Origin of the sequence: Mycobacterium sp. E3198, from assembly GCF_001667015.1 — a bacterium.
GTDB lineage: Bacteria > Actinomycetota > Actinomycetes > Mycobacteriales > Mycobacteriaceae > Mycobacterium.
On sequence record NZ_LZIS01000066.1, the window covers coordinates 1 to 26,146 of the forward strand.

At 67.6% G+C, this 26,146-nt stretch carries 28 protein-coding genes; 17 read left to right on the plus strand and 11 right to left on the minus strand.

The genetic code is table 11. The features are described from left to right. Positions 1-920 (minus strand): FAD-dependent oxidoreductase (locus A5673_RS07740; protein WP_156747998.1); only part of this gene is annotated, 920 nt, incomplete at its 3' end. Between the two features lie 72 nt (positions 921-992). Here A5673_RS07740 and A5673_RS07745 point away from each other — a divergent pair. The 8 genes from A5673_RS07745 to A5673_RS07780 all read left to right on the plus strand — a co-directional run bounded on the left by A5673_RS07745 (position 993) and on the right by A5673_RS07780 (position 8,659). Beyond that, complete coding sequence (locus A5673_RS07745) at positions 993-1,778, plus strand: 2-keto-4-pentenoate hydratase (RefSeq protein ID WP_068229400.1); 786 nt, start codon at positions 993-995, stop codon at positions 1,776-1,778. Positions 1,779-1,819: 41 nt separating this feature from the next. Next, positions 1,820-2,740: an acetaldehyde dehydrogenase (acetylating) gene (locus A5673_RS07750; RefSeq protein WP_068229403.1), complete on the plus strand. Its 921-nt coding sequence runs from the start codon at positions 1,820-1,822 to the stop codon at positions 2,738-2,740. After that, positions 2,737-3,792, plus strand: a complete 1,056-nt coding sequence (gene dmpG / locus A5673_RS07755) for a 4-hydroxy-2-oxovalerate aldolase (RefSeq protein ID WP_068229407.1) — start codon at positions 2,737-2,739, stop codon at positions 3,790-3,792. Before A5673_RS07750 ends, dmpG begins: the two co-directional genes overlap by 4 nt. A 126-nt stretch (positions 3,793-3,918) precedes the next feature. After that, on the plus strand, positions 3,919-5,127 hold the full coding sequence (locus A5673_RS07760) for a PPE family protein (RefSeq protein ID WP_068229410.1): 1,209 nt from the start codon (positions 3,919-3,921) through the stop codon (positions 5,125-5,127). 80 nt (positions 5,128-5,207) lie between these two features. Next, entirely contained in the window at positions 5,208-5,513 is a 306-nt protein-coding gene (locus tag A5673_RS07765) for a hypothetical protein (RefSeq protein WP_068229413.1), read from the plus strand. 88 nt (positions 5,514-5,601) lie between these two features. Then, complete coding sequence (locus A5673_RS07770; RefSeq protein ID WP_068229416.1) at positions 5,602-6,729, plus strand: hypothetical protein; 1,128 nt, start codon at positions 5,602-5,604, stop codon at positions 6,727-6,729. Between the two features lie 2 nt (positions 6,730-6,731). Continuing rightward, positions 6,732-7,514, plus strand: a complete 783-nt coding sequence (locus A5673_RS07775; RefSeq protein WP_068229419.1) for an SDR family oxidoreductase — start codon at positions 6,732-6,734, stop codon at positions 7,512-7,514. Next, positions 7,514-8,659, plus strand: coding sequence for a sulfotransferase (locus A5673_RS07780; RefSeq protein WP_068229422.1), 1,146 nt, complete (start codon positions 7,514-7,516; stop codon positions 8,657-8,659). Before A5673_RS07775 ends, A5673_RS07780 begins: the two co-directional genes overlap by 1 nt. Positions 8,660-8,678: 19 nt before the next feature. Here A5673_RS07780 and A5673_RS07785 read toward each other — a convergent pair whose 3' ends face one another. After that, positions 8,679-8,969, minus strand: coding sequence for a hypothetical protein (locus A5673_RS07785; RefSeq protein ID WP_231970931.1), 291 nt, complete (start codon positions 8,967-8,969; stop codon positions 8,679-8,681). Positions 8,970-9,076: 107 nt separating this feature from the next. Between A5673_RS07785 and A5673_RS07790 the strand changes: the two genes are divergently transcribed. After that, complete coding sequence (locus A5673_RS07790; RefSeq protein WP_068229425.1) at positions 9,077-9,649, plus strand: TetR/AcrR family transcriptional regulator; 573 nt, start codon at positions 9,077-9,079, stop codon at positions 9,647-9,649. Between the two features lies 1 nt (position 9,650). Here A5673_RS07790 and A5673_RS07795 read toward each other — a convergent pair whose 3' ends face one another. Further along, positions 9,651-10,097, minus strand: coding sequence for a hypothetical protein (locus tag A5673_RS07795; RefSeq protein WP_068229430.1), 447 nt, complete (start codon positions 10,095-10,097; stop codon positions 9,651-9,653). A gap of 4 nt (positions 10,098-10,101) precedes the next feature. Then, entirely contained in the window at positions 10,102-11,271 is a 1,170-nt protein-coding gene (locus A5673_RS07800; RefSeq protein ID WP_068229433.1) for a Rieske 2Fe-2S domain-containing protein, read from the minus strand. A gap of 121 nt (positions 11,272-11,392) precedes the next feature. Between A5673_RS07800 and A5673_RS07805 the strand changes: the two genes are divergently transcribed. Further along, complete coding sequence (locus A5673_RS07805; RefSeq protein WP_068229435.1) at positions 11,393-11,917, plus strand: gamma carbonic anhydrase family protein; 525 nt, start codon at positions 11,393-11,395, stop codon at positions 11,915-11,917. Between the two features lie 2 nt (positions 11,918-11,919). Here A5673_RS07805 and A5673_RS07810 read toward each other — a convergent pair whose 3' ends face one another. Genes A5673_RS07810 through A5673_RS07825 form a run of 4 tightly spaced genes read right to left on the minus strand, consistent with a single transcriptional unit; the run spans position 11,920 to position 15,609 of the window. Continuing rightward, positions 11,920-12,351, minus strand: coding sequence for a nuclear transport factor 2 family protein (locus A5673_RS07810; protein ID WP_068229438.1), 432 nt, complete (start codon positions 12,349-12,351; stop codon positions 11,920-11,922). A 2-nt stretch (positions 12,352-12,353) separates the two neighbouring features. Further along, complete coding sequence (locus A5673_RS07815) at positions 12,354-13,541, minus strand: thiolase domain-containing protein (RefSeq protein WP_068229442.1); 1,188 nt, start codon at positions 13,539-13,541, stop codon at positions 12,354-12,356. Continuing rightward, entirely contained in the window at positions 13,541-14,605 is a 1,065-nt protein-coding gene (locus tag A5673_RS07820) for a thiolase domain-containing protein (protein ID WP_068229445.1), read from the minus strand. Before A5673_RS07820 ends, A5673_RS07815 begins: the two co-directional genes overlap by 1 nt. Before the next feature lie 14 nt (positions 14,606-14,619). Continuing rightward, entirely contained in the window at positions 14,620-15,609 is a 990-nt protein-coding gene (locus A5673_RS07825) for a Zn-ribbon domain-containing OB-fold protein (protein ID WP_068229447.1), read from the minus strand. 64 nt (positions 15,610-15,673) lie between these two features. Here A5673_RS07825 and A5673_RS07830 point away from each other — a divergent pair, with 64 nt between their 5' ends. From A5673_RS07830 to A5673_RS07840, 3 genes are read left to right on the plus strand one after another with little or no spacing between them, the layout of a single operon-like run. After that, positions 15,674-16,705, plus strand: a complete 1,032-nt coding sequence (locus A5673_RS07830) for an LLM class F420-dependent oxidoreductase (protein WP_068229450.1) — start codon at positions 15,674-15,676, stop codon at positions 16,703-16,705. 43 nt (positions 16,706-16,748) lie between these two features. After that, a complete protein-coding gene (locus A5673_RS07835; protein ID WP_068229456.1) occupies positions 16,749-17,465 on the plus strand; it encodes an acetoacetate decarboxylase family protein in 717 nt (238 codons plus the stop codon). Next, the gene (locus A5673_RS07840) at positions 17,462-18,658 is read left to right on the plus strand and encodes a cytochrome P450 (RefSeq protein ID WP_068229458.1); all 1,197 of its coding nucleotides are present in this window, start codon (positions 17,462-17,464) and stop codon (positions 18,656-18,658) included. Before A5673_RS07835 ends, A5673_RS07840 begins: the two co-directional genes overlap by 4 nt. A 69-nt stretch (positions 18,659-18,727) precedes the next feature. Here the strand turns inward: A5673_RS07840 and A5673_RS07845 are convergent, their stop codons facing one another. Together A5673_RS07845 and A5673_RS07850 are read right to left on the minus strand one after the other, a co-directional pair. Further along, positions 18,728-19,570 carry a type IV toxin-antitoxin system AbiEi family antitoxin gene (locus tag A5673_RS07845; protein WP_068229459.1) on the minus strand — a complete coding sequence of 281 codons (843 nt, stop codon included), beginning with the start codon at positions 19,568-19,570 and terminating at the stop codon, positions 18,728-18,730. A 108-nt stretch (positions 19,571-19,678) separates the two neighbouring features. Continuing rightward, positions 19,679-20,491, minus strand: a complete 813-nt coding sequence (locus tag A5673_RS07850; RefSeq protein WP_068229462.1) for a crotonase/enoyl-CoA hydratase family protein — start codon at positions 20,489-20,491, stop codon at positions 19,679-19,681. 64 nt (positions 20,492-20,555) lie between these two features. Here A5673_RS07850 and A5673_RS07855 point away from each other — a divergent pair, with 64 nt between their 5' ends. From A5673_RS07855 to A5673_RS07870, 4 genes are all read left to right on the plus strand, one after another. After that, complete coding sequence (locus tag A5673_RS07855; RefSeq protein WP_068229471.1) at positions 20,556-22,196, plus strand: acyl-CoA synthetase; 1,641 nt, start codon at positions 20,556-20,558, stop codon at positions 22,194-22,196. A gap of 15 nt (positions 22,197-22,211) precedes the next feature. After that, entirely contained in the window at positions 22,212-22,979 is a 768-nt protein-coding gene (locus A5673_RS07860; protein ID WP_068229477.1) for a fructosamine kinase family protein, read from the plus strand. Between the two features lie 82 nt (positions 22,980-23,061). After that, positions 23,062-23,886 carry an amidohydrolase family protein gene (locus A5673_RS07865; RefSeq protein ID WP_068229479.1) on the plus strand — a complete coding sequence of 275 codons (825 nt, stop codon included), beginning with the start codon at positions 23,062-23,064 and terminating at the stop codon, positions 23,884-23,886. Beyond that, a complete protein-coding gene (locus A5673_RS07870) occupies positions 23,883-25,433 on the plus strand; it encodes an acetolactate synthase large subunit (RefSeq protein WP_068229481.1) in 1,551 nt (516 codons plus the stop codon). Before A5673_RS07865 ends, A5673_RS07870 begins: the two co-directional genes overlap by 4 nt. Positions 25,434-25,449: 16 nt before the next feature. Here A5673_RS07870 and A5673_RS07875 read toward each other — a convergent pair whose 3' ends face one another. Next, positions 25,450-26,145 carry a hypothetical protein gene (locus A5673_RS07875; protein ID WP_068229485.1) on the minus strand — a complete coding sequence of 232 codons (696 nt, stop codon included), beginning with the start codon at positions 26,143-26,145 and terminating at the stop codon, positions 25,450-25,452. Position 26,146 lies beyond the last annotated feature (1 nt).

Genomic DNA, 26,146 nt, shown 5'->3' on the forward strand with positions numbered 1-26,146 from the left:
TTTTCGCCGGCGAGAATCCCGTCGCCGGTGTTGGCCTTCGCGCCGACGGTCCACTCGGTGGTGATGGGCGCGCGCTGGTACTTCACCCGCATCTGCTCGTTGTGCTCGAACCCGCCAGACGCGAGGATGACGCCGCGGCGGGCCCGGATCAGGCGCGGCTCAACCGATTCAGACGCGCCGGCGTCGGTCACGTACACCCCGCGCACCGCCCCGTCCTCGACATAGAGGTCGGTGAGCGCGGTGTTGAGCACGACGGGCACCCCGGCGCGCTGCAACCCGATCCGCAACGGCCCGATCAGCGCGCGCCCCATCCCGACCAGGTTTTTGCCGGTTGCCTTGGCCCACATCGTGCGGGCGCCGACCTTCAGGCTGCGCGCCACGCCCCGCGGGTGTCGCTTGAGCTGGTTGAGGCGCACGTAATCCTGCTGCATCACAACCACATTGAGCGGAACCTTGCCGTAGGCCGGTTCCAGGCCCGCCTCGTCGGGGCCCAGCTTGCGGGCGTTGAACGGCCTGGGCTCGATCGAGCGGCCGCCCGGGCGGCCCCCCGGCGCCTCGGGATAGTAGTCGGAGTAGCGCGGCACCCAGCACATCTTCAACGGCGTGTGCTTCAGCACGAAGGACAACATCTCGGGGCCGCGTTCGAGGTAGGCGTCGATGCGCTCCGGGTCCACGATGTCGCCGATGATGCCGTGGAGGTAGGTGCGGGCGGCTTCGGGGGTGTCTCGCACGCCGTCGCGCTTGAGCACCTCGTTGTTGGGGATCCAGACCCCGCCCCCGGACCGCGCGGTGGAGCCGCCAAAATGCGCGGCCTTTTCGATGACTAGTGTCGAAAGGCCGCGGTGGGCGGCGGCAAGGGCGGCCACCATGCCGGCTCCGCCGCTCCCGACCACGACGACGTCGTACTCCTGCGCTGTCATGTAGAACACGTTATAGAATTGCCCGGGTTGGGCGCTACCGGCCCGGTCACGAGAACGAGGGGACTTCGGTAAATGCTCAGTGTTGCGATCCGCGACGAGCTGGCCGCCGACCTGGCGCAAGCCGAGCGCAGCCGGGAGCCCATCGCTCCGCTGACCGCCCGATACCCGGACATCGATGTCGTCGACGCCTACGAGATTCAGCTGATCAACATCCGCCAGCGGGTCGCCGAAGGCGCCCGCGTGCTGGGGCACAAGGTGGGCCTGTCCTCGTTGGCGATGCAGCAGATGATGGGCGTCGACGAGCCCGATTACGGCCACCTGCTCGACGAGATGCAGGCGTTCGAGGACACCCCGGTCAAGGCCGGCCGCTACCTATACCCGCGGGTGGAGGTCGAAGTGGGATTCATCCTGTCCGCCGACCTGCCGGGGGCGGGTTGCACAGAGGAGGACGTGCTGGCGGGCACCGAGGCCCTGGTGCCGTCGATCGAGCTGATCGACACCCGGATCACCGACTGGAAGATCGCGTTGTGCGACACCATCGCCGACAACGCCTCGTCGGCGGGCTTCGTGCTGGGTGCGGCCCGGGTGTCGCCGTCCGACATCGACGTCAAGGCGATCGACGCGGTGCTGACCCGCAACGGCGAGGTGATCGCCGAGGGTCGCAGCGACGCCGTGTTGGGCAACCCCGTCACCGCGGTGGCGTGGTTGTCCCGCAAGGTGGAAAGCTTCGGTGTGCGCCTGAAAAAAGGTGACATCGTGTTACCGGGATCGTGCACGCGAGCGATAGATGCACACGCCGGAGACGAATTCGTCGCCGACTTCACGGGACTGGGTTCCGTGCGGTTGTCCTTCGAATAGCACCGGATTAGTTTTGAATTAGTCCAAATACAAGGAGCATCATGCCGTCCAAGGCGAGTGTGGCCATTGTCGGGTCGGGAAATATCAGCACCGACCTGCTGTACAAGCTTCTCCGATCGGACTGGCTGGAGCCGCGCTGGATGGTGGGCATCGACCCGGACAGCGAGGGCCTGGCGCGGGCCCGCAAGCTGGGTCTGGAAACCACCCACGAAGGGGTCGACTGGCTGCTGGCCCAGCCGGAGAAACCCGATTTGGTGTTCGAGGCGACGAGCGCGTACGTGCACCGGGACGCGGCGCCGAAATACGCGGCCGCGGGAATCCGGGCCATTGACCTGACGCCGGCCGCGGTGGGCCCGGCGGTGATCCCGCCGGCGAACCTGCGCGAACATCTGGACGCGCCGAACGTCAACATGATCACCTGCGGGGGACAGGCGACGATCCCGATCGTCTACGCGGTCTCGCGGGTCGTGGGGGTGCCGTACGCGGAAATCGTCGCTTCGGTGGCATCGGTTTCCGCGGGTCCCGGGACGCGCGCGAACATCGACGAGTTCACTAAGACCACCAGCAAGGGCGTCGAGACCATCGGCGGCGCCGAGCGCGGCAAGGCCATCATCATCCTGAACCCGGCCGATCCGCCAATGATCATGCGCGACACCATCTTCTGCGCCATCCCGGAGGATGCCGACCGCGACGCGATCGCCAAGTCCATCCACGACGTGGTGGCCGAGGTGCAGACCTATGTGCCGGGCTACCGGTTGCTCAACGAGCCGCAGTTCGACGAGCCGTCGGTGGTCAACGGCGGCAACCACGTGGTGACCACCTTCGTCGAGGTCGAGGGCGCCGGCGATTACCTACCGCCGTACGCGGGCAACCTCGACATCATGACCGCCGCGGCCACCAAGGTCGGTGAGGAGATCGCGAAGGAATCCCTGTCCGCGAGGGCGGGAGGAGCGCAAGGATGAGTGACATCTTCTTCAATCCGATCTGGGACGTCCGGATGACCGACACGTCGCTGCGCGACGGGTCCCACCACAAGCGCCACCAGTTCACCAAAGACGAGGTGGGCGCCATCGTCGCGGCCCTGGACGCGGCGGGTGTCCCCGTCATCGAGGTGACCCACGGCGACGGGCTGGGCGGCTCGAGCTTCAACTACGGCTTCTCCAAGACCCCCGAGCAGGAGCTGATCAAGCTCGCCGCCGAGACGGCCACCGAGGCCAAGATCGCCTTTTTGATGCTGCCCGGGGTGGGCACCAAGGAGGACATCAAGGAGGCCCAGAGCAACGGCGGCTCGATCTGCCGCATCGCCACCCACTGCACCGAGGCCGACGTCTCGATCCAGCACTTCGGTCTGGCGCGCGAGCTGGGCCTGGAGACCGTCGGGTTCCTGATGATGTCTCACACCATTCCGCCGGAGAAGCTCGCGGCGCAGGCGCGCATCATGGCCGACGCCGGCTGCCAGTGCGTCTACGTGGTCGACTCGGCCGGGGCGCTGGTCCTCGAAGGGGTGCGCGACCGGGTGGCGGCGCTGGTCGCCGAGCTGGGCGACGACGCCCAGGTCGGTTTCCACGGCCACGAAAACCTGGGGCTGGGGGTGGCCAACTCGGTGGAGGCCGTCCGGGCCGGCGCCAAGCAGATCGACGGATCCTGCCGCCGCTTCGGGGCCGGTGCGGGCAACGCGCCCGTCGAGGCGCTGATCGGGGTGTTCGACAAGATCGGCGTCAAGACCGGGATCGACTTCTTCGACATCGCCGACGCCGCGGAGGACGTCGTGCGGCCGGCCATGCCCGCGGAGTGCCTGCTCGACCGCAACGCGCTGATCATGGGCTACTCGGGCGTCTACTCCAGCTTCCTCAAGCACGCCGTGCGCCAGGCCGAGCGCTACGGCGTGCCCGCCGCGGCGCTGCTGCACCGGGCCGGTCAGCGCAAGCTCATCGGCGGCCAGGAAGACCAGCTGATCGACATCGCCCTGGAAATCAAGCGCGAGCAAGAGAGCGGCGCCGTCGTCACGCATTAGCGGTGGGCGCTCCGGTGTGCACCGCCTGCCCGGGCTCTAGAATTCTTTGAATCTGACGGAAGGCGGTAATCCTCCGTCGGGTTTGGCTTAGCGTTGTATCGACTGCATGTGCCGCTAGGGGATGTTGTGAGCTTCTTTACGTTGCCGCCGGAGATCAATTCGCTGTTGATGTACTCGGGCGCCGGATCGGGTCCGATGCTGCAGGCCGCGGCCGCCTGGAATGGGCTGGCCGCCGAGTTGGGATCCGCGGCCCAGTCGTTTGCCTCGGTCACGTCGAACTTGGCGAGCCAGGCGTGGCAGGGTGCGGCCGCGCAGGCGATGGCGGCGGCTGCTGCTCCGTACTCCGCCTGGCTGAGTGCCGCGGCGTCCCAGGCGGCGGGGGCGGCGGCTCAGGCCCAGGCGGTCGTCAGCGCCTTCGAGGGCGCGGTGGCGGCGACGGTGCACCCGCTGCAGGTGGAGGCCAACCGCAACGGCCTGTTCCAGTTGGTGATGAGCAACCTGTTCGGCCAGAACTGGCCGGCGATCGCGGAGACCGAGTTCAACTACATGGAGATGTGGGCCCAGGACGTCGCGGCGATGGTGGGCTATCACGGCGGCGCGTCGGCGGCCGCCGGGCAATTGCTGTCGGGGCAGGCCAGTCTGCCGGCCATCCCCAGCCTTCCGGGCCTGGGCGGCATCGGCGCCGGATCGAACCCGGCAGGCGGCACCGCCGCGGTCGCGGGCGCCGCCGGTGGTGCCGGTGGCGGTGGCGGTGGTGGCGACGCCCCGGCCGGCGCGGGCGTAGCCGGCGGCGCCGGCGGCGGAGGTGACAATCCCGGCATGGGTGCCGCGGTCGGCGCCGGAAGCGCGGACAGCGGCTACGCCAACGCTGTGCCGGCGACCGATGCCAACGCGGGCGCGGTGACGACGGGCGGCACCTACGCCGGCGCCGGAAACGTCGGCGCGGCGCCCGCCGGCGGCATGATCGGCGGCGGTGGCAGCCCGGGCTTCATCGGAGCCGGTGGCATGGGGGCCATGATGATGGCGTCCGCGGCGATGAACTCCTCCTCGTCCACGGGTTCCGCGACGGGTATCCCGGTCCCCACCACGAAGGCAGCGGAGGAAACCGCGACGCCCGCCGCGCCGCCCGCGCCGGAAGCGGTCGCACCGGAAGTCGAGGAAGCACCGGTTCCGCTCGCCGCCACACCTCTCGCGACCACACAGGCCGCGGCAGGACCGGCCGCAGAGGTCTCGGCCATCAAGCCCAAGGCGGCGGAAGCGCAGGCGTCGGGGGAGAGGGTGGCCATGGAGCTGCCACCGGACGAAGCGCCCGAACCCGAGGCTCGGGCCAACTAACCCACGCACCCGGCGCGCCGCGATCTCAGCGTCGATTCGGCGGTGGTCGCCACTCGGTTAACGCGGGTAACCTCGGCTCTATGACCGTGACATTCAGGACCGTCAACCCTCTTCGGCGCGGACTGTACGCCCTGGTTGCCGCCGGTCTGCTGAGCGCCACCGCCCCGGTGATGATCGCGCTGCCGCAGGCCCACGCCGCGCCGCAATGCAATCAGACCGTGGGTCAGTCCATCGACTCGTACCTCAAGGAGCATCCCCAGCTCCACCAGCAGCTGCAGGCCAAGTCCCAGGCCGAGGGCGGCAATGGCAACGTCATGGACTACCTGAGTCGGCACCCCGATGTGCGGCAGCATCTGATCGACCTGTCCCAGCAGTGTGCGCCCTAGTGAGCGGGTGTCGTCGGCAAACGTCAGCGGCGACGCGCGGGAACGTTCGCCATTGACGAAAAAGTAGAACACGTTCTAGCGTCTAGGCGTGTTCTCTAAACCCCTCACTGACGCCATCGCCCAGGCCGAAGAGTTGGTCGCCGCCGCACCGTTCATCGAGAGCGAGGCCGACCTCCTCGAAGGACTGCAATACCTGGCGGGATGCATCGCGGGCTGCATGCATCTGGCCTTCGACTACGAGCGCGACCATCCGTTCCTGCAGTCAGGCACCGGGCCGTTCACCAAGATGGGTCTGGACAACCCCGACACCCTCTACTTCGGCACCCGCGTACAGCCCGACCACGACTATGTCGTGACCGGCCGGCGCGGCACCACCACCGACCTGAGCTTCCAGTTGCTCGGCGGCGAGTACACCGACGACAACGTGCCCGCCAGCCAAGCCGCGTTCGACGATCGCGAACTCGAGATCGCCCCCGACGGCAGCTTCGAGTGGCGGGTGCGACCGAACAGCCCGGGCCAACTGGTGATCCGCGAGGTGTATGGCGACTGGTCGGCCCAACGCGGCACGCTGACCATCTCCCGGCTGGACACCGCCGGCACCGCGCCGCCGCCGCTGACCCGGCAGACGATCGAAAAGCGTTATGCCACAGCGGGTAAGCAGCTGGTGAACCGGGTGAAGACCTGGCTGCAATTCCCCGAGTGGTTCTACCTGAACATCCCGGTCAACACCATGGTCGCACCCCGGCTGACCCCCGGCGGGCTGGCGACGCAGTATTCGTCGGCGGGGCATTTCGATCTGCGGCCCGACCAGGCGCTGGTGATCACGATCCCGGTCTCGGACGCCCCCTATCTCGGCTTTCAACTCGGCAGCCTGTGGTACATCTCGCTGGACTACATCAACCACCAGACGTCGCTGAACAACACTCAGGCCCAAGCGGATCCGGACGGTAAGGTCCGCATCGTGGTCGCCGATCAGAACCCGGGCGTGACCAACTGGGTGGAAACGCGCGGCCACCGGCGGGGCTACGTGCAGTTCCGCTGGCAGCGGGTGTCGCGCCAGCTCACCGACGCCGACGGGCCCACCGTCGAGCTGGTGGACTTTGACGCGGTGCCGGGCGCACTGCCGTATTTCGAGCACAACAAGATCTCCGAGGAACAGTGGCGCGCACGAATCGCGTTGCGTCAACAGCAAATAGCGGCCAGGATGCTGGGGTGACGATGTCAGGAATGCTTAAGCGAAAGGTAGTCGTCATCAGTGGCGTCGGGCCGGGGCTCGGCACCACGCTGGCGCACCGGTGTGCGCGCGACGGCGCCGACCTCGTGCTGGCCGCCCGGAGCCTGGACCGGTTGGAGGCGGTGGCCAAGGAGATCAACGACTCCGGGCACAAGGCGCTGGCGGTGCGCGCCGACATCACCAACGACGAGGAGGTGGATTACCTCGTCGAGACCGCCATGGCGAGCTACGGCAAGGTCGACGTGCTGGTCAACAACGCATTCCGGGTGCCGTCGATGAAACCGTTGGCCGGCACGTCGTTTCAGCACATCCGCGATGCGATCGAGCTGAGCGCGCTGGGGGCGCTGCGGCTGATCCAGGCGCTGACGCCTGCGCTCGAGGAGTCGCACGGATCGATCGTCAACGTCAACTCGATGGTGCTGCGCCACTCGCAGGCGAAGTACGGCGCGTACAAGATGGCCAAGTCGGCTCTGCTGGCGATGTCCCAGTCGCTGGCCACCGAACTCGGCGAGAAGGGTATTCGCGTCAATTCCGTTGCTCCTGGCTATATCTGGGGCGAGACGTTGAAGGCCTACTTCGAACACCAGGCCGGCAAGTATGGCACCACCGCGGACCAGATCTACCAGGCCACGGCCGCGAACGCCGACCTGAAGCGACTGCCCACCGAGGACGAGGTGGCCTCGGCGATCCTTTTCCTGGCCAGCGATTTGTCCAGCGGCATCACGGGGCAGACGCTGGACGTCAACTGCGGGGAGTACCACAACTGATGGGCGACCGCACCGATGTCGGCACCGTCGAGGAACTGCACGCGTCCGCCACCAAGCTGACGGGCCTGGACGACTTCGGCGCCGACGACGACAACTACCGCGAGGCGCTGGGGGTGCTGCTGGACTCCTACCGGAGCGAAGCGGGCCTCACCGTGTTGGGCAGCAAGATGAATCGGTTCTTTCTGCGCGGCGCGCTGGTGGCCCGGCTGCTGTCCGAATCCTCTTGGAAGCAATACCCGCAGCACGCCGACGTCGTGATCCAACGGCCGATCTTCGTCACCGGGCTGGTGCGTACCGGCACCACGGCGCTGCACCGGCTGCTGGGCGCCGACCCGGCGCACCAGGGTCTGCACATGTGGCTGGCGGAGTTCCCGCAGCCGCGCCCGCCGCGCGAAACCTGGGAATCCAACCCGATGTATCGCCAGCTCGACGCGCAGTTCACCCAGCATCACCAGGAAAACCCCGGCTACACCGGTCTGCATTTCATGGCCGCGTACGAGCTGGAGGAGTGCTGGCAGCTGCTGCGGCAGTCACTGCACTCGGTGTCCTACGAGACCCTGTCGCACCTGCCCAGTTACTCGAAGTGGTTGTCGCAGCAGGACTGGACGCCGTCGTATCGCCGGCATCGCAAGAACCTCCAGCTGATCGGACTCAACGACGCCGACAAGCGGTGGGTGCTGAAGAACCCCAGCCACCTTTTCGCTTTGGACGCGCTGATGGCGACCTATCCGGACGCGCTCGTGATTCAGACCCACCGGCCCGTCGAGACCATCATGGCCTCGATGTGCTCGCTGGCGCAGCACACCGCGGAGGGATGGTCGACGACGTTCGTCGGCGCCCAGATCGGTGCCGACTCAATGGAAACCTGGTCGCGCGGTTTGGAACGGTTCAACAGCGCGCGGGCCAAGTACGACCCGGCTCAGTTCTACGACGTCGACTATCGGGCCCTGATAGCCGATCCGCTGGGCACCGTCGCCGACATCTACCGGCACTTCGGTCTGGCGCTGACCGACGAGGCCCGGGCGGCCATGGAGAAGAGCCACGCCGCCAGCCAGTCCGGCGAGCGGGCGCCCAAACACACCTATTCGCTGGCCGATTACGGGTTGACCGAGGAAGCGGTGAAGGAGCGATTCGCCGGGCTGTGACCGGTCGCTCGTGTGACGGTCACCCTTCGATCCGGCGCGACCCCAACCACACCCCTTCGGGAGGCCCGACCGCACCCGCCCGCTCCCGCGCCGCGGCCAGCTCCGGTGATCCCGCGAACCGCCTTGCGGCATCGATGTTTTCCATGTCCATGACGACGATGACGGTATCGGGGTCGTCGCCGTCGACATAGGTCCCCGTCACCACCAGTCCGTGCCGGCGCCTGATCGCGTCGAGCTGCGGGTCGCGAAACACGTTGTTCCATCGGCCGACGCTGGCGACCCGCTGTTTGACCAGCATGACTCCGGTCATGGCAAGCTCACCTCCGTACGATATGTCTACGTATGTAGACATATCCGCCAGCGTAGCGCTGCCACCGCCGCTATGTCTACAGTCGTAGACAATGCGAAGGGAGTGACATGACCAGCGTGTCGCCGCGGCGCCGCGATGCCGGCGCCACCAGAGCCAGGCTGCTTGAAGCGGCGCGCGAGCTTTTCCTGGCGCGCGGCTACAGCGCCATCGGCCTGCGTGAGCTCGCCGCCAAAGCCGGCGTGGATGTCACCCTCGTCCGGCGCTACTTCGGGTCCAAGCAACGGCTTTTCGAGGCAGCGACCGACGTCTCGGAAGACGTGGCGCACCTCCTGGACGCCGCCGACCATGCGCTGGGGGAGCGGTTGATCGCCCGCGTCCTGGCAGCCCGCCGTGACGTCGACGCCCCGTTGTTCGCGTTGCTGCGGTCCAGCGGGGACCCCGCCGTGGTGGCTCGGCTCAATGCCCAGCTTGAGGTCGGGCTCACGCGCAACCTGGCCAGGCGGATAACCGCCGACCGACCGAGGATTCGCGCGGACATGGTGACGGCCCTGTTGTTGGGCATCGGCGTGCAGCGAGTGCTGCTGGGAAAGAAGCCGCTGGCCGGCGCGCGCCACGACGACATCGCCGAGGTGTTTCTCGAGGCCTTCGAAGCGATAACCAAACTGCCCCAAGGCGACTGACTCAGTCGTCGTCCGGGTGGTCCAGGTAGCCCTCGGCGGCCGCGTGCTCGATGCTGTCGCTCAGCTTCGGGCAGGCGCGCGCACGCGCGGTGTCCCCGCCGGATTCGCGGACCTGGCTGAAGTACGCGCAACGCTGCGCCGCGTCGGTGTTCCATTGCACGGCGGTGTGCCCCGGACCGAGTCTTCTGACCGTGACCGTGACGTGGCAGAACCGGCAATCCACCGGCAGCAGCCCCGATGTCAGGTAGCGCTCCCGATCGGCGCGGCTGGCCGCGGCGACCGCCGCGGCGCGTTGCGGGTCGTCAGCGAAATCCTTTGACTTGGACCAGGATCCCGTCCCACCGGTTGCCGCGGGCGATTCGTCGTGATCGTGATGATCGCCATACAGCAGCAGCATCGACCGGGCGAGCCGATCGACGTCCGGTACTGCCGGGTGATCTTCGGGCATGGTCCTAGTGTTGCTCGGCGGGTACGCCTTCTGATTGGGGTTCGGACTCCCGCGCCTTCAGGTTTTCCTCGACCTCGGCGTTCCAGTACTCGTTGGCGCGGGTGGTGTCGACCTCGATCTCGAAGCGCTCCACCATCTCTGGGGCGATGTCGGCGACATCGACGTAGAACTGCTGGTACCAGCGGCGCAGCTGGTAGACGGCGCCGTCCTCCTCGACGAGCAACGGGTTTTCGATCCGGGTCTTGTGCTTCCAGATCTCGACGTCCTGCAAAAAGCCCTTGCTGACGCCCTCGGTGAACACCCGGGACAGCTTGTCGGTCATCGCTTCGTCCATGCCCTTGGGCTTTTCGACGATGACGCCCCATTGCAGGACGAACGAGTTCTGCGTGACCGGGTAGTGGCAGTTGATCAGGATCGACTCGGCCTTATAGCCGCCGTAGCTGTTGTGCAGCCAGTTGATCATGAACGACGGCCCGAAATAGGAGGCCTCGGAATCCAAATGCGCTTCGCCGTAGGAGGTCCCGAGATCGTTCACGTCGGGCCGGCCGACGTTGTGCAGGTACTGCGAGGCGATGTGGCCCTCGAAGACGTTCTTGAAATAGGTCGGCAACCCGAGATGGATGTAGAAGAAGTGCGCCATGTCGGTGACGTTGTCGATGATGTCGCGGCAGTTCGATCCCTCGATGAGGATGCGGTTCCATCGCCACTCGGTCCATTCGTCGCTGTGGGCCTCGGGGATGTCGGGTATCCGGACCGCGGGGTCCGGCGGATTCTGTTCGTGGTCGTGCCAGACGAAGAGCAGGCCGCCCCGGACGTCGGTGGTCCACGACCGCGTGCGCGCCGTCTTGGGGGTGCGCTTGGCGTACGGCACCAGCTTGCAGCGGCCGTCACCGCCCCAGCGCCAGTCGTGGAACGGGCAGGCAACCTCGTCGCCCTTGATGGTGCCCTCGGACAGGTCACCGCCCATGTGGCGGCAATAGCCGTCGAGCACCTTGAGGTCCCCGTGGGAATCGGCGAACACGACCAGCTTGGTGCCGAACGCCTGCACGGAGTGCGGCTTGCCGTCCTGGAAGTCCTTCGCGACGCCCAGGCAGTGCCAGCCGCGGGCGTATCGGGTCGGCAAGGCGCCGGGGTCGATTTCCCGGATGCCGACCGCCTTGGTGTCGGTACTCACCTTCCACCTCCAAGTAGTCTCTAACTAGAACACGTTACAGTTTTGGCCCCGTCCGGCGCAACGACAGCGCGTCTTGCTGCGGTTTTCAGCAAGCGTTTTGACGTTGGGGTATATCTAGACGATGCCGCTGTTTGCTTTCGAAGGTCGATCGCCGCGGATCGATCCCACCGCGTTTGTGGCCCCGACCGCGACCCTGATCGGCGACGTCACTGTCGAGGCGGGGGCATCGGTCTGGTTCAACGCCGTGCTGCGCGGCGACTACGGGCCGATCGTGGTCCGCGAGGGCGCCAACGTCCAGGACGGATCGGTATTGCACGCGCCGCCGGGCATTCCCGTCGACATCGGACCCGGGGCGACGGTGGCGCACATGTGCGTTGTGCACGGCGTCCACGTCGGCAAAGAGGCGCTGATCGCCAACCACGCCACCGTTCTGGACGGCGCGGTGATCGGCGCGCGCAGCCTGATCGCGGCGGGATCACTGGTGCTGGCCGGCACCCAGATTCCGGCCGGAATGCTGGCGGTCGGGTCGCCCGCGCAGGTGAAGGGACCGGTCGCCGGAACCGGCGCGGAGATGTGGATCAACGTCAACCCGCAGGCCTATCGCGACCTGGCGCAACGGCACCTCGCAGGGCTGGAGCCGCTCTAGGGTCAGCCCGAGATCTTTTTGGTGCTCGCGGCCGCCTGGTCCATCTCCCAGTACGCGCGCAGGGCCACCATCTGGCCCTCGTCGTTGGCCTTGTAGGTGAAAACGCCTTCGGCGGTGACCTGGTAATCGCCCGTCGTGATGAGGATGTGTCCGACGTTGGCTTCCTCGTTGCCGCACTGGTAGGTGTCGCGGAAGACGAACTCGATCTTGGTGGTGGGAGCGATGGCCAGGTCCCAGAACGACGAGATCGCGTCGCGCCCCCGGTGCCCTTTGCCCTCGGGATCGAAGGCCGACGGCCCGATCGGATCCTCGACGATCGCGTCGTCGGCGAACACCGCCAGCCAGGCTTCCTTGTCCCTGGCCATCACCGCCTCGCGGGATCGGCGACCGGCCTCGTGCGCGGGGTGCTTGGTCTTTTCCTGAGTGTCGGTCATTGTCAACCTCTTTCGGGTTTGTCCGCCCCCACGACCCACATCGAGTAGTACTGCGAGCCGCCGCCGTAGGCGTGGCCCAGGGCCTTACGGGCGTCCGGCACCTGGTGATCCCCGCCCTTGCCCATCACCTGAATCGCCGCCTCGGCGAAGCGGATCAGGCCGGAGGCCCCGATCGGGTTCGACGACAGCACGCCGCCCGACGGGTTCACCGGCAGCCGTCCGCCGATCTTCGTCTCGCCCGCCTCGGTGAGTTTCCAGCCTTCGCCCTCGGCGGCAAACCCGAGGTTTTCCAACCACATCGGCTCGAACCAGGAGAACGGCACGTAGATCTCGGCGGCGTCGATCTCGTCGATCGGGCTGGTGATGCCGGCCGCCTTCCACAGCGCGGCCGCGGCATCACGCCCCGCCTGCGGGCTCACCTGGTCGCGGCCGGAGAATTGCAGCGGCTCGGTGCGCAGCGCGGTGGCGTGAATCCAGGCGACCGGGTTTCCTTGCGCCAGACGGGCTTCGGCGCTTTCCTCGTCGCCGATCACCACCGCGGCCGCACCGTCGGAGGACGGGCAGGTCTCGTCGTAGCGGATCGGGTCCCACAGCATCGGGGACTCCATCACCTTTTCCAGGGTGATGTCGGGCTGGTGCAGGTGGGCCAGCGGGTTGCGGGCCCCGTTGAGCCGATCCTTGACCGCGACCATGGCACCGATGTTCAACGGTGCCCCCGACCGGCGGATGTACGACCGCACGTGCGGGGCGAAATACCCGCCGGCACCCGCGCCGACCGGCTTGATGAACGGAATGGGAATCGACAACGCCCACATGGCGTTTGACTCCGACTGCTTCTCCCAGGCCATCGCCAGCACGCGACGGTACTTTCCGGACTGGACCAAACTGGCGGCCACCACCGCGGTGGACCCGCCGACCGAGCCCGCGGTGTGCACCCGGATCATCGGCTTGCCGGTGGCGCCCATGGCATCGGCCATGAACAGCTCCGGCATCATGACGCCCTCGAAGAAATCCGGCGCCTTACCCACCACGACGGCGTCGATGTCGTCGAAGGTGGAACCGGAGTCTTCCAACGCCCGGTCGATGGCCTCGCGCACCAGGCCGTTCATCGACACGTCCTTGCGCTTGGCGACGTACTTGGTCTGCCCGGTACCCAGTACCGCGGCCAGGTGTGCTCCCGCGCCGGCCATCAGTTCTTCCCTTCCATGACCGCGACCAGGTTCTGCTGCAGGGCGGGACCGCTGGTGGCGTGCGCCAGCACCCGCCCGGCCGAACCGTTCCAGATGTGTTGTGCGGCAAAGCCGATCCGTTCCAGGCCCGCGACGAACATGGGGTTGGCCGCCAGCGCCCCGCCGGAGGGATTCACCTTCGTGTTCCCGTTGAACCCGATGGCCTCGGCCAGGATTAGGTGCTGGTGGGTGAACGGTGCGTGGATCTCGGCGACGTCGATGCTGCCGGTGTCGCCGCCGGTGGCCCCCTTCGCCGACGCGGCGGTCGAGGTCGAGACCGTCAGGTCGCGCACGCCCAGCGACGGCGACTCGATCCGGTGCTCGAAACCGGTGATCCAGGCCGGGTTTTCGCGCAACTCGCGCGCCCGGTCGTCGGCGGCGAGCACGATGGCCGCGGCGCCGTCGGTGATTGGGGCAATGTCGTGGCGCCGCAGCGGGTCGTTGAAGAACGGGCGGCCGAGCAATTCGTCGATGCTCTTGGCCGGCTTCTCCGAGTCGTTGCGTTCCGCGTAGGAGAACGAGTCGAGGGCAACCTGCGCCATCTGCTCGTGGGTCCACTTGCCGGAGTCGAGGCCGATGCGGGCCTGTAGCCCGGCCATCGACACCGAGTCGGGCCACAGCGGCGCCACGGTGTACGGGTCGGTCTGCCGCGACAGGATCTGGCGCAGGATGCCGGCCGAGGACTTGCCGAAGCCGTACACCAGCGCGGTGTCGACCTCGCCGGTCAGGATCTTGATGTAGGCCTCGTACAGCGCCCACGCCGCGTCCATCTCGACGTGCGATTCGTTGATCGGCGGGACGGCGCCGATCGAGTCAATCGCCGAGATGAACGAAAATGCCCGACCGGCAAGATAATCGGACGAACCCGAACACCAGAACCCGATGTCAGTCCTGGCGATGCCCAGCTCCTCGTACAGCTGGGCGAAGCACGGGATCAACATCTCGACACCGTTGGTGGTGCCGTCGGTGCGGCGGACATGCGGGGCGTGGGCGAAGCCGACGACCGCGACGTTGCGAGCGCTCATGTGTTCCTGGGCCTTTACAGGTGGTGCTTGTAGGTGTCGTACTCGGCGTCGGGCTCGCCCGTCGGCCGGAAGTACTCGATGTTGTCGATGCCGAAACCCCACTCGTCGCGGGGCCGCCACACCGCCTCCACGCGCATGCCCATCCGCACCTCGTGCGCGTCGATGTCGGCGACCAGGTGCAGGAAGGGGATGTCGGAGCCGTCGAGCAGCACGTAGGCCGCCACGTAGGGCGGCTTGATGCGCTGGCCCTGGAACGGGATGTTGATGATCGCGAACGTCGTCACCGTGCCCTTGTCGGGCAGCTCGACGAAGTCCGTCGTCGGCAGGCCGGTCGCGGGGTCGGCGCCGTGGGGCGGGAAGTACACCTTTCCCTTCTCGCCCGTCCGCGCCCCCAACAACTTGCCCTCGGCGATGGCGCGCAGATAGGCGCTCTCCTCGTGCGAGGCGGTGTGCTGGATGGTCAGCGAGATCGGCGTGACGATCATGGTGACCGGGTCCTGGTCGCTGGCGGGGCCTTCGGGTTCGGCGTCCTCGCCCAGCGCGAAGTAGGCGATGTCGGTGATGGCGCCAACAGTTTCGTCGGCCCAGTGCGCGTGCACCCGGGTGCCGGTGCGGATCTTGTCGGGTTCGCCCGCGTCCACCGCGTGCATCAGCAGCGTGTCCGCGCCGTCCAGCTTGATCAGCGCCCACGCGAAGGGCCGATCCAGCGGCTGGCCCTCGATCGGCTCGGGCTGCCACGTCCAGGACGCGACGGTGCCGACGGCCGACACCGGTACCATCTCGCCCAGCGGCTCGTAGGTAACCGGGTCATATTCCGGCGGCGGGACATGCACGCGGCCATCGGATCCGCGCACCCCCAGGATGCGGCGCTCACGCAACGCGGTGAAGAACTTGCTGAGCGTGGGGCCCACCGAACGGGTGTAGTCGAAGGACAACGTCAGTGGCGCGGAGAGCGGTGGCTCAGGATGATCTATCAAGGTCGGGCTGCTCGAACTGGCTGTCACGCCATCGAGTAGAACAGGTTCTAAGAATCGTTTCAACATCGGGTCGGCCGGAAGGGCAGAGGCTATGAAGCTTGGGCTGCAGCTGGGGTATTGGGGCGCTCAGCCGCCGGAGAACGCCATGGAACTCGTCGCCGCGGCCGAGCAAGCCGGATTCGACGCCGTGTTCACCGCCGAGGCGTGGGGATCCGACGCCTACACGCCGCTGGCCTGGTACGGATCCTCGACGTCGCGGGTGCGGCTGGGCACGTCGGTGGTCCAGCTGTCCGCGCGAACCCCGACGGCCTGCGCGATGGCCGCGCTCACGCTCGACCACCTGTCCGGGGGCCGGCACATTCTCGGGCTGGGCGTGTCCGGCCCGCAGGTGGTCGAGGGATGGTACGGCCAGCGATTCCCCAAGCCGCTGGCGCGCACCCGCGAGTACATCGACATCCTGCGGCAGGTGTGGGCCCGCGAAAAGCCGGTGACCAGCGACGGCCCTCACTACCCGCTGCCGCTGACCGGGCCTGGGACAACCGGGCTGGGCAAGCCGCTCAAGCCCATCACCCATCCGCTGCGCGCCGACATCCCGATCATGCTGGGCGCCGAGGGCCCGAAAAACGTCGCGCTGGCCGGCGAGATCTGCGACGGCTGGCTGCCGATCTTCTACACCCCGCGGATGGCCGACACCTACAACGAGTGGCTCGACGAGGGGTTCGCCCGGCCCGGCGCGCGCCGCAGCCGCGAGGACTTCGAGATCTGTGCGACCGCCAACATCGTCATCACCGACGACCGCAGCGCCGCGTTCGCCGCCATGAAGCCCTACCTGGCGCTCTACATGGGCGGGATGGGCGCGGAGGACACCAACTTCCACGCCGACGTCTACCGCCGGATGGGCTACGCCGAAGTCGTCGACGACGTGACGAAGCTGTTCCGGTCGAACCGAAAGGACGAGGCCGGGAAGATCATTCCCGACGAGCTCGTCGACGACGCCGCGATCGTCGGCGACCTGGACTACGTGCGTAAGCAGATCAAGGTGTGGGAGGCCGCGGGTGTCACGATGATGGTGGTGTCCGGCCGCAGTACTGAGCAGATCAGCGAGCTTGCCACGCTGGTTTAGGCGTTCCTTGCCAGGGGAGTAGAACGCGTTCTAGATTGGCCCGATGACAGCCTCGCAGCACACCATCGCGGGCACGGTGATCACGATGCCGGTGCAGATCCGCAAGGCAAATCAGCACATGGCGATGTTCTCCGTCGACGCCGACGCCGCCCAGCACCTGATCGACTACAGCGGCCTGCAGGTCTGCCGGTACCTTCCCGGGCGCACGATCGTGGTGTTGATGTTGATGCACTACATCGACGGCGATCTCGGTGAGTATTACGAGTTCGGCACCAGCGTCATGGTCAACCCCCCGGGCTCGAACGCGAGCGGGCCGCGCGCGCTGCAGTCGGCGGGCGCCTTCATCCACCACCTGCCCGTCGACCAGGCGTTCACCCTGGAGGCGGGCACCAAGATCTGGGGCTACCCGAAAGTCATGGCGGACTTCACCATTCGCCAGGGCCGCGAGTTCGGGTTCGATTGCACCGTCGACGGGCAACTGGTGATCGGCATGGACTTTCGCCGCGGCCTGCCGATCCGGCTGACCCCGCGGCATCAGGCCCAGCGCAGCTACTCGCACCGCGATCGCATCACCCGGGAGACCGCCTTCGAACACACGCTGGACGGGGTGCGGACCCGACTCGGCGGGGTGCGCGTCCGGCTCGGCGATCACCCCTACGCCAAAGAGCTGGCGTCGCTGGGACTTCCGAAGCGCGCGCTGCTGTCCAGTTCCGCGGACCAGGTGCAGATGACATTCGGCGACGCTCAGGAGATCTCATGACCATGACCAGGCCAGACGTCGACCTGACCGACGGCACCTTCTACGCCGGTGACTCCCACAGCGTCTACCGCTGGATGCGCGAGCACGAGCCGGTCTTTCGGGACCGCAACGGATTGGCCGCCGCGTCGACCTATCAGGCGGTGATCGACGCCGAGCGCAACCCGGAGCTGTTCTCGAACGCCGGCGGCATCCGACCCGACCAGGACGGCGTCGAGATGATGATCGAGATGGACGACCCGCAACATCTGTTGCGCCGCAAGCTCGTCAACTCCGGCTTCACCCGCAAGCGTGTGAAAGACCAAGAGTCCAAGATCGTTTCGCTGTGTGACACGCTGATCGACGCCGTGTGCGAACGCGGCCAGTGCGACTTCGTCTGGGACCTTGCCGCGCCACTGCCGATGGCGGTCATCGGCGACATGCTCGGGGTGCTGCCGGAGGAACGCGAGATGTTCCTCAAGTGGTCAGACGATCTGGTCGGCGCCTTGAGCAGCACCGCGGCCGAGGCCGACATTCAGGTCACGATGGACGCCTTCGCCGCCTACAGCGAGTACATGATGGGCATGATCGCGGCCCGCAAGTCCGAACCGACCGACGACCTGGTCAGCGTCCTGGTGCACGCCGAGGTCGAGGGCTCCCGCCTGGAGGACCACCAGATCGTCACCGAGGTGCTGCTGTTGCTGATCGGCGGCGACGAGACCACGCGGCACACGCTGAGCGGGGGCACCCGGCAGCTGCTGTTGCATCCCGAGCAGCACCGGCGCCTGGTGGGGGATCTGTCGTTGCTGCCCAACGCGATCGAAGAGATGCTGCGCTGGACGGCGCCGGTGAAGAACATGGCCCGCACGATCACCGCCGACACCGAGTTCCACGGCACCAAGCTGACCCAGGGCGAGAAGATGATCCTGCTGTTCGAGTCGGCGAATTTCGACGAGAAGGTCTTCGAGGATCCGGAGAGCTTCAACATCGAGCGCTACCCGAACAACCACCTGGCGTTCGGCTTCGGGACGCACTTCTGCCTGGGCAATCAGCTGGCCCGGCTGGAGCTGTCGATCATGCAGACGCGGCTGCTGCAGCGCCTTCCGGACCTGCGACTGGCCTTAGGAGACGCGGCGCTGCCGCTGCGCCCGGCGAATTTTGTGTCCGGCCTGGAGAAGATGCCGGTGGCGTTCAGCCCGTCCGCGCCGCTGGGCTGACGGTCATTGCGTCTCGTTGCGCCGAGCGTGCAACTGTTGCGAGGAAACGGCGCAGAACTCGCGACAGTTTCACGCTCGGCGACGCCATGCGTCGGCCAGTCGGGCCAGGATGCCGCCGCGCGTGTGCTCGCCCATGACACGGATGGTGATCCAGCCCATGGCGTCTAGCGCTTCGTAGCGCTCGATGTCCCTGCGCAGTTGCCGACGATCGGTGCGATGGTGCTCGCCTTCATACTCGAGCGCGATCTTGACGTTTTCCCAACCCATGTCGACAACCGCGACCAGCTCGCCATATTGCCCGTAGACCGGTATCTGCGTCTCCGGCCGAGGGTATCCGGCCTCGATGACCATGAGTCGCAGCCACGTTTCCCGGGGTGACTGCGCACCGGCATCGACAAGCGCGAGCGCGCGCCTGGCCCGCCGGATGTTCCGGTGGCCTTTGTAGCGCTCCGCAATCAATTCGGCATCGGCGATCTTCAGTCGGGTTGCCCGGGCCAGGGCATCGAGAGCGGCGACGGCGTTGCCGACCGGATTGCGACAGGCTAGGTCGAACGCCGTGCGCGCCGGGGTCGTCACCCGCATTCCCTGGACCGTTGTGCTTTCGTCGTCCTCGATGCGATCGGCCCAGGTGCGGACATGTGTCGGGGCGTGGCGATTCTGGTAGATGAGTTCGGCGGGTGCGTGCCCATCTACCCATTTGGCGCCGTGCAGCGCCGCGGCCGACCGGCCGGCGATGATCCCGCGCCGCCGTGACCACAACCACGCCGCCTGGGCGCGCACCACGGCGGAGATCTCGGTATCGCGGGGGACGTACACGTCGCGGTGGATCGCCACAAACTTGCCGGTGCGTAAGGCGTAGGGCGTCACCAGGCCGGACGTGACGGCCTCGCTACCAAGAAATGGCTTTCCCATCCCGCGGAGTATGCCGAGGGGCACCGACGGGTCGCCCAGTGTGAAGCTGTTGCGAAAATCCGGCCGGAAATTCGCAACAGCTTCACGCTCGGCGAAGGGGGGCGGGCGTCAGCGGTTCTGGAAGTTGGGCTTGCGCTTCTCGGCGAACGCCCGCGGGCCTTCCTTGGCGTCGTCGGACAGGAAGACCTTGATGCCGATCTGGGTGTCGATCTTGAAGGCGTCGTTCTCGTGCATGCCCTCGGTTTCGCGGATCGCCCGCAGGATCGCCTGCACGGCGAGCGGGCCGTTGTTCTCGATCAGCTCGGCGATCTCCAGCGCCTTGGTCAGCGCCTGGCCGTCGGGAACCAGGTGGCCGATCAGGCCGATCTCCTTCGCCTCGGCGGCGGTGATGTGCCGGCCGGTCAGCAGCAGGTCGCACGCCACGGTGTAGGGAATCTGCCGCACCAGCCGCACGGCCGAGCCGCCCATCGGGTACAGGCTCCACTTGGCCTCCGAGATGCCGAACTTCGCGCTCTCCCCGGCGACCCGGATGTCGGTGCCCTGCAGGATTTCGGTGCCTCCGGCGATCGCCGGCCCTTCGACGGCCGCGATGAGAGGTTTCGTGAGTCTGCGGCCTTTGAGCAAGGCGTCGATCCGTGACGGGTCGTAGCTGCCGTCCTTGAACGAATCGCCCGGCGGTTTCTTGGTCGCCGTCTTGAGGTCCATACCGGCGCAGAAGTAGCCACCGGCGCCGGTCAGGATGCAGCAGCGGATGTCGTCGTCGTTGTCGACGCGGTCCCAGGCCTGCACCATGATTTCCATCATTTCGGTGCTCAGCGCGTTGCGGGCGTGGGGCCGGTTCAGCGTGACGATCAGGGTGTGACCGCGCTGTTCGACGAGGGCGTCGGGACCCGTCTGTTCGTTTGCTGGTGCCTGAGCCACGGCTACCGCCTTTCCGTCGTCGGTGGGGGCGAGCTTGTCAAGAAATGTAACACGTTCTAATTTGGTGGCCGTGGCCCTGAATATTGCCGACCTCGCCGAGCACGCCATCGACGCTGTGCCTGACCGTGTCGCCCTCATCTGCGGCGACGAGAAGCTGACCTACGCCCAACTGGAGGAGAAGGCCAACCGCCTCGCGCACTACCTGATCGACCAGGGCGTCAAGAAGGACGACAAGGTCGGGCTCTACTGCCGCAACCGCATCGAGATCGTGATCGCGATGCTGGGCATCGTCAAGGCCGGGGCCATCCTGGTCAACGTCAACTACCGCTACGTCGAGGGCGAGCTGCGCTACCTGTTCGACAACTCCGACATGGTGGCGCTGGTGCACGAGCGGCAGTATTCCGACCGGGTCGCCAACGTGCTGCCGGACACCCCCAACGTCAAGACCATCCTGGTCATCGAGGACGGCTCCGACAACGACTACCAGCGTTACGGGGGAGTGGAGTTCTACTCGGCGATCGCACAGGGCTCACCCGAGCGCGACTTCGGCGAGCGCAGCGCCGACGACATCTACCTGCTGTACACCGGCGGCACCACCGGCTTTCCGAAGGGCGTGATGTGGCGCCACGAGGACATCTACCGGGTACTGTTGGGCGGCACCGACTTTGCCACGGGCGAATTCGTCAAGGACGAGTACGACCTGGCCAAGGGCGCCGTCGCCAACCCGCCGATGGTCCGCTACCCGATCCCGCCGATGATCCACGGCGCCACCCAATCGGCGACCTGGATGTCGATCTTCTCGGGCCAAACGACCGTGCTGGCACCGGAATTCAACGCCGACGAGGTCTGGCGCACCATCCACGAACACAAGGTCAACCTGCTGTTCTTCACCGGTGACGCCATGGCGCGCCCGCTGCTCGACGCGCTGGACAAGGACCACGGATACGACCTGTCCTCGCTGTTCCTGTTGGCCAGCACCGCGGCGCTCTTCTCGCCGAGCATCAAGGAGCGCCTGTTGGAGCTGCTGCCCAACCGGGTCATCACGGACTCAATTGGCTCCTCCGAGACTGGTTTTGGCGGCACCAGCGTCGTGGCCGCCGGGGCGCCGCACAGTGGCGGCCCCCGCGTCACCATCGACCACCGCACCGTCGTGCTCGACGAGGAGGGCAACGAGGTGAAGCCCGGCTCGGGTGTGCGCGGCTTCATCGCCAAGAAGGGCAACATCCCGGTCGGCTACTACAAGGACGAGAAGAAGACGGCCGAAACCTTCAAGACCATCAACGGCGTTCGCTACGCCATCCCCGGAGACTGGGCCCTCGTCGAGGAGGACGGCACGGTCACCATGCTGGGCCGCGGGTCGGTGTCGATCAACAGCGGCGGCGAAAAGATCTACCCCGAAGAGGTCGAGGCCGCGCTGAAGGGCCACCCGGACGTCTTCGACGCCCTGGTGGTCGGCGTGCCCGATCCGCGTTACGGCCAGCACGTGGCCGCGGTCGTGCAGCCCCGGCCCGGCTGCCGGCCGTCCCTGGCGGAGCTGGACAGTTTCGTGCGCTCCGAGATCGCGGGATACAAAGTGCCGCGCAGCCTTTGGTTGGTCGACGAAGTGAAGCGTTCGCCCGCCGGCAAACCCGACTACCGTTGGGCCAAGGAGCAGACCGAGGCGCGCCCGGCCGACGACGTGCATGCGAGCCACGCGACGACCTGATGCGCACCTAGCGGCGTGACCGACTTCGTCAAGCAGCACCCGGACGCGCCCACCGGCTATTTCGCCTGGGAGGCAGCGGGTTTGGGGTGGCTTGCCGGGATCGACGGCGGTGTGCCCTGCGCGCAGGTGGTTTCCGTTGATGCGACGAGCCTGACGTTGCGGCGGCTCGAATCCGTGCCCCCGAGCGCCGAGGCGGCGGAGGCGTTCGGCGCCCAGTTGGCCACGACGCACGACGCGGGCGCGCCCGCGTTCGGCGCGGGACCCGCCGGCTGGGACGGGCCCGGGTTCTTCGGGCCGCTGTCGCGGCCGCTGCCGATGTCGCTGCGGCGGCACCGGCGATGGGGCGCTTTCTACGCCGACGAGCGGCTGGCCCCGATGGCCGAGCTGGCGGCCGCGCGGCTCGGCGCGTCGACCCGCGCCACGATCGACGCCGTCGCGGCACGGTGCCGCGCCGGCGACTTCGACGACGACGACGGGCCGGCCCGGCTGCACGGCGATCTGTGGAGCGGCAACGTGATGTGGACGCCCGACGGGGTGGTGCTGATCGACCCGGCCGCGCACGCCGGCCACCGCGAGACCGACCTGGCGATGCTGGCTCTGTTCGGCTGCCCGCATTACGACACCGTCGTCGCCGGTTACCAGCGGGTGCGCTCACTGAGACCCGGCTGGCGCAACCGCGTCGGGCTGCACCAACTCTTCCCGCTGCTGGCGCATGTGGTGTTGTTCGGGGGCGGGTACGCGCAGCAGACGGACGCCGCCGCCCGCGCCGCGCTGGCCGCCTGACGCCCGTCTACTGCTGGATTGCCCGCCTCCTCCTCTCGCCGCTTCGCGGCGCGCATCGTCGGCGGGCTAATGTCGAAGCGCGATGACGATCGATGTCTGGATGCAGCACCCGACGCAACGGTTCTTGCGCAGCGACATGTTGGCCTCGCTGCGGCGCTGGACCGGCGGGTCGATCCCTGAGGCCGACATCCCGATCGAGGCGACCCTCGCGGCGATGGACGCCGCCGGCGTCGACTTCGGCCTGCTGAGCGCCTGGCGCGGCCCGAATGGCCAGGACTTGGTCTCCAACGACGAGGTCGCCGAATGGGTCGGGTCGCATCCGGCCCGGTTTGCCGGCCTGGCCGCGGCGGACCTCGATCGCCCGATGGCGGCGGTCCGCGAGTTGCGGCGCCGGGTGCAGGAGGGCTTCGTGGGCCTACGGGTGGTGCCCTGGCTGTGGGACGCACCGCCCACCGACCGCCGCTACTACCCGCTGTTCGCCGAATGCGTGGAGTCGGGCGTGCCGTTCTGCACCCAGGTAGGGCACACCGGCCCGCTGCGGCCGTCGGAGACCGGGCGCCCGATTCCCTACATCGACCAGGTGGCGCTGGATTTTCCCGAGCTCGTCATCGTGTGCGGCCACGTCGGCTATCCGTGGACCGAGGAGATGGTGGCGGTCGCCCGCAAGCACGAGAACGTCTACATCGACACCTCCGCATATACCATCCAGCGACTCCCGGACGAGCTCGTCCGGTTCATGAAAACCGGTACCGGGCAACGCAAAGTCTTGTTCGGCACCAATTACCCGATGATCACGCACGCGCACGCTCTGGCGGCACTGGACGAACTGGGACTAAGCGACGAGGCCCGCCGGGACTTCCTGCGCGGCAACGCCGAACGTGTTTTCGGACTGGAGGCAAACAGGTGAACGGCGCTCAGGCACTGATCAACACGCTGGTCGACGGCGGCGTCGACGTGTGCTTCGCCAACCCGGGCACGTCGGAGATGCACTTCGTGGCCGCGCTCGACGCCGTTCCCCAAATGCGCGGTGTGCTCGCCCTTTTCGAGGGCGTAGCCACTGGCGCGGCCGACGGCTACGCGCGAATGGCCGACCGGCCTGCGGCGGTGCTGCTGCACCTGGGTCCTGGATTGGGCAACGGCCTGGCCAACCTGCACAACGCGCGGCGCGCGCATGTGCCGATGGTGGTGGTCGTCGGCGATCACGCCACCTACCACAAGAAGTACGATGCCCCACTGGAATCCGACATCGATGCGCTGGCCGGCAGCGTCTCGGGATGGATGCGCCGCACCGAGAACACCGCCGACGTCGCGTCCGACGCCGCCGAGGCGATCGCCGCCAGCCGGTCGGGCTCGCAGATCGCCACCTTGATCCTGCCCGCGGACGTGTCGTGGACCGACGGAGCGGAACCCGCTCGCACACCGCCCGCCCAAGAGCCGCAACCCGATCCAGCCCTGGCGTCCGCCGCGCTCGAGGTGCTGCGTTGCGGGGAGCCCACGGTGCTCATGATCGGGGGCGACGCCACCCGCGGGCCGGGGCTGGCCGCCGCCGCGCGGATCGCCCAGGCGACCGGCGCCCGGTTGCTGTGCGAAACGTTCCCGACGCGCCTGGAGCGCGGTGCGGGCGTCCCCGCGGTCGAGCGGCTGGCCTATTTCGCCGAGGCGGCCGCCGCCCAGCTGAACGGTGCCAAGCATCTGGTGTTGGCGGGCGCCAAGTCCCCGGTGTCCTTCTTCGCCTACCCGGGCATGCCCAGCGACCTGGTGCCCGCCGGCTACGAGGTGCACGTGCTCGCCGAATACGGGGGTGCGGCAGCCGCTTTGGTCGCCCTGGCCGACGAGGTCGCTCCCGGCTCCGTCGCGCCGGCGGCGGCTCCGTCGCGCCCGCAGCTGCCGACGGGCGCGTTGACGTCGGCGTCGACGGCCGACGTGATCGGGGCGTTGCTGCCCGAGCGGGCGATCGTCGTCGACGAGTCGAACACGTCGGGGCTGCTGCTGCCGGCGGCCACCGCCGGTGCACCGGCCCATGATTGGCTGACGCTCACCGGCGGCGCGATCGGCTACGGCATCCCGGCCGCGGTGGGCGCCGCCGTAGCCGCACCCGATCGTCCGGTGCTGTGCCTGGAATCCGACGGGTCCGCCATGTACACGATTTCGGGGTTGTGGACCCAGGCCCGCGAGAACCTCGACGTGACCACCGTGCTCTATGACAACAGCGCCTACGACATCTTGCGCGTCGAGCTGCAACGCGTCGGAGCCGGGTCCGCGCCCGGTCCCAAGGCGCTTGATTTACTCGACTTGTCGCGGCCCACAATGGATTTTGTCAAGATCGCCGAGGGTATGGGGGTTCCGGCGCGCCGCGTCACGACCGCCGAGGAGTTCGCCGACGCTCTGCGCGCGGCCTTCGCTGAACCCGGGCCGCACCTCATCGACGCGGTGGTGCCCTCCCTGATGGGGTAGTGCCGGCGAGGAACGGTTATGCCGGAAGCTGGCAGACGAGCCAGTCGGCCATCGCGTTGATGGCGTCGACCCCGGGGTCGAACGCAGCGGCCTCGGCCGCCAGCGCCACCCCCACATGTGCCGATGCCGTTGGGACGATGCCGAACTGCCGGACCAGGTAGTCGTCGGCCAACCCGGGTCCCCAACCGGATTTGGCCGCAATGCCTTTGGCGGCCAGCCCCCAGCGCTGGCCCGGGGTCAGGCGGTGCATCAGGTCGATGACGGTCGCGGCATCACCGAGGCCGGGCAGGCCCGCGGCGAATCGGGCCTGGCAATCGAGGAGCCATCGCGTTTGTCCAAATGCGGTGAATGGCGGGCGAATTCGCTGCGATTCGACCACTGTGGCGGTGTCGCCGCATTTGCGGACGACGGCTTGCACCTGTAGGGCGGCCCGCGCGGCGTCGCCCAGCTGGGACCACAACCGCTCGGACGCCTCGTTGTCGGACTCGGTGATGGCTTTGACGACCAGGTCGCGGGCGCGGGCGGGATCGCGACGCAGGGCCGCGATTGCCAGCGGCACTTTGATCGTCGACCAGGCGACGCCGGACGACCACCGACCCAGGGAAATCACGTCGGCAACATCCGGACGGGCGATCGCGATGCCGATCGTCGCCGGGACGGCGGCGGCCAGCTCTCGGAAGCTCGCCTCCAGCCGGGGCGGTGCGGGAGTCATA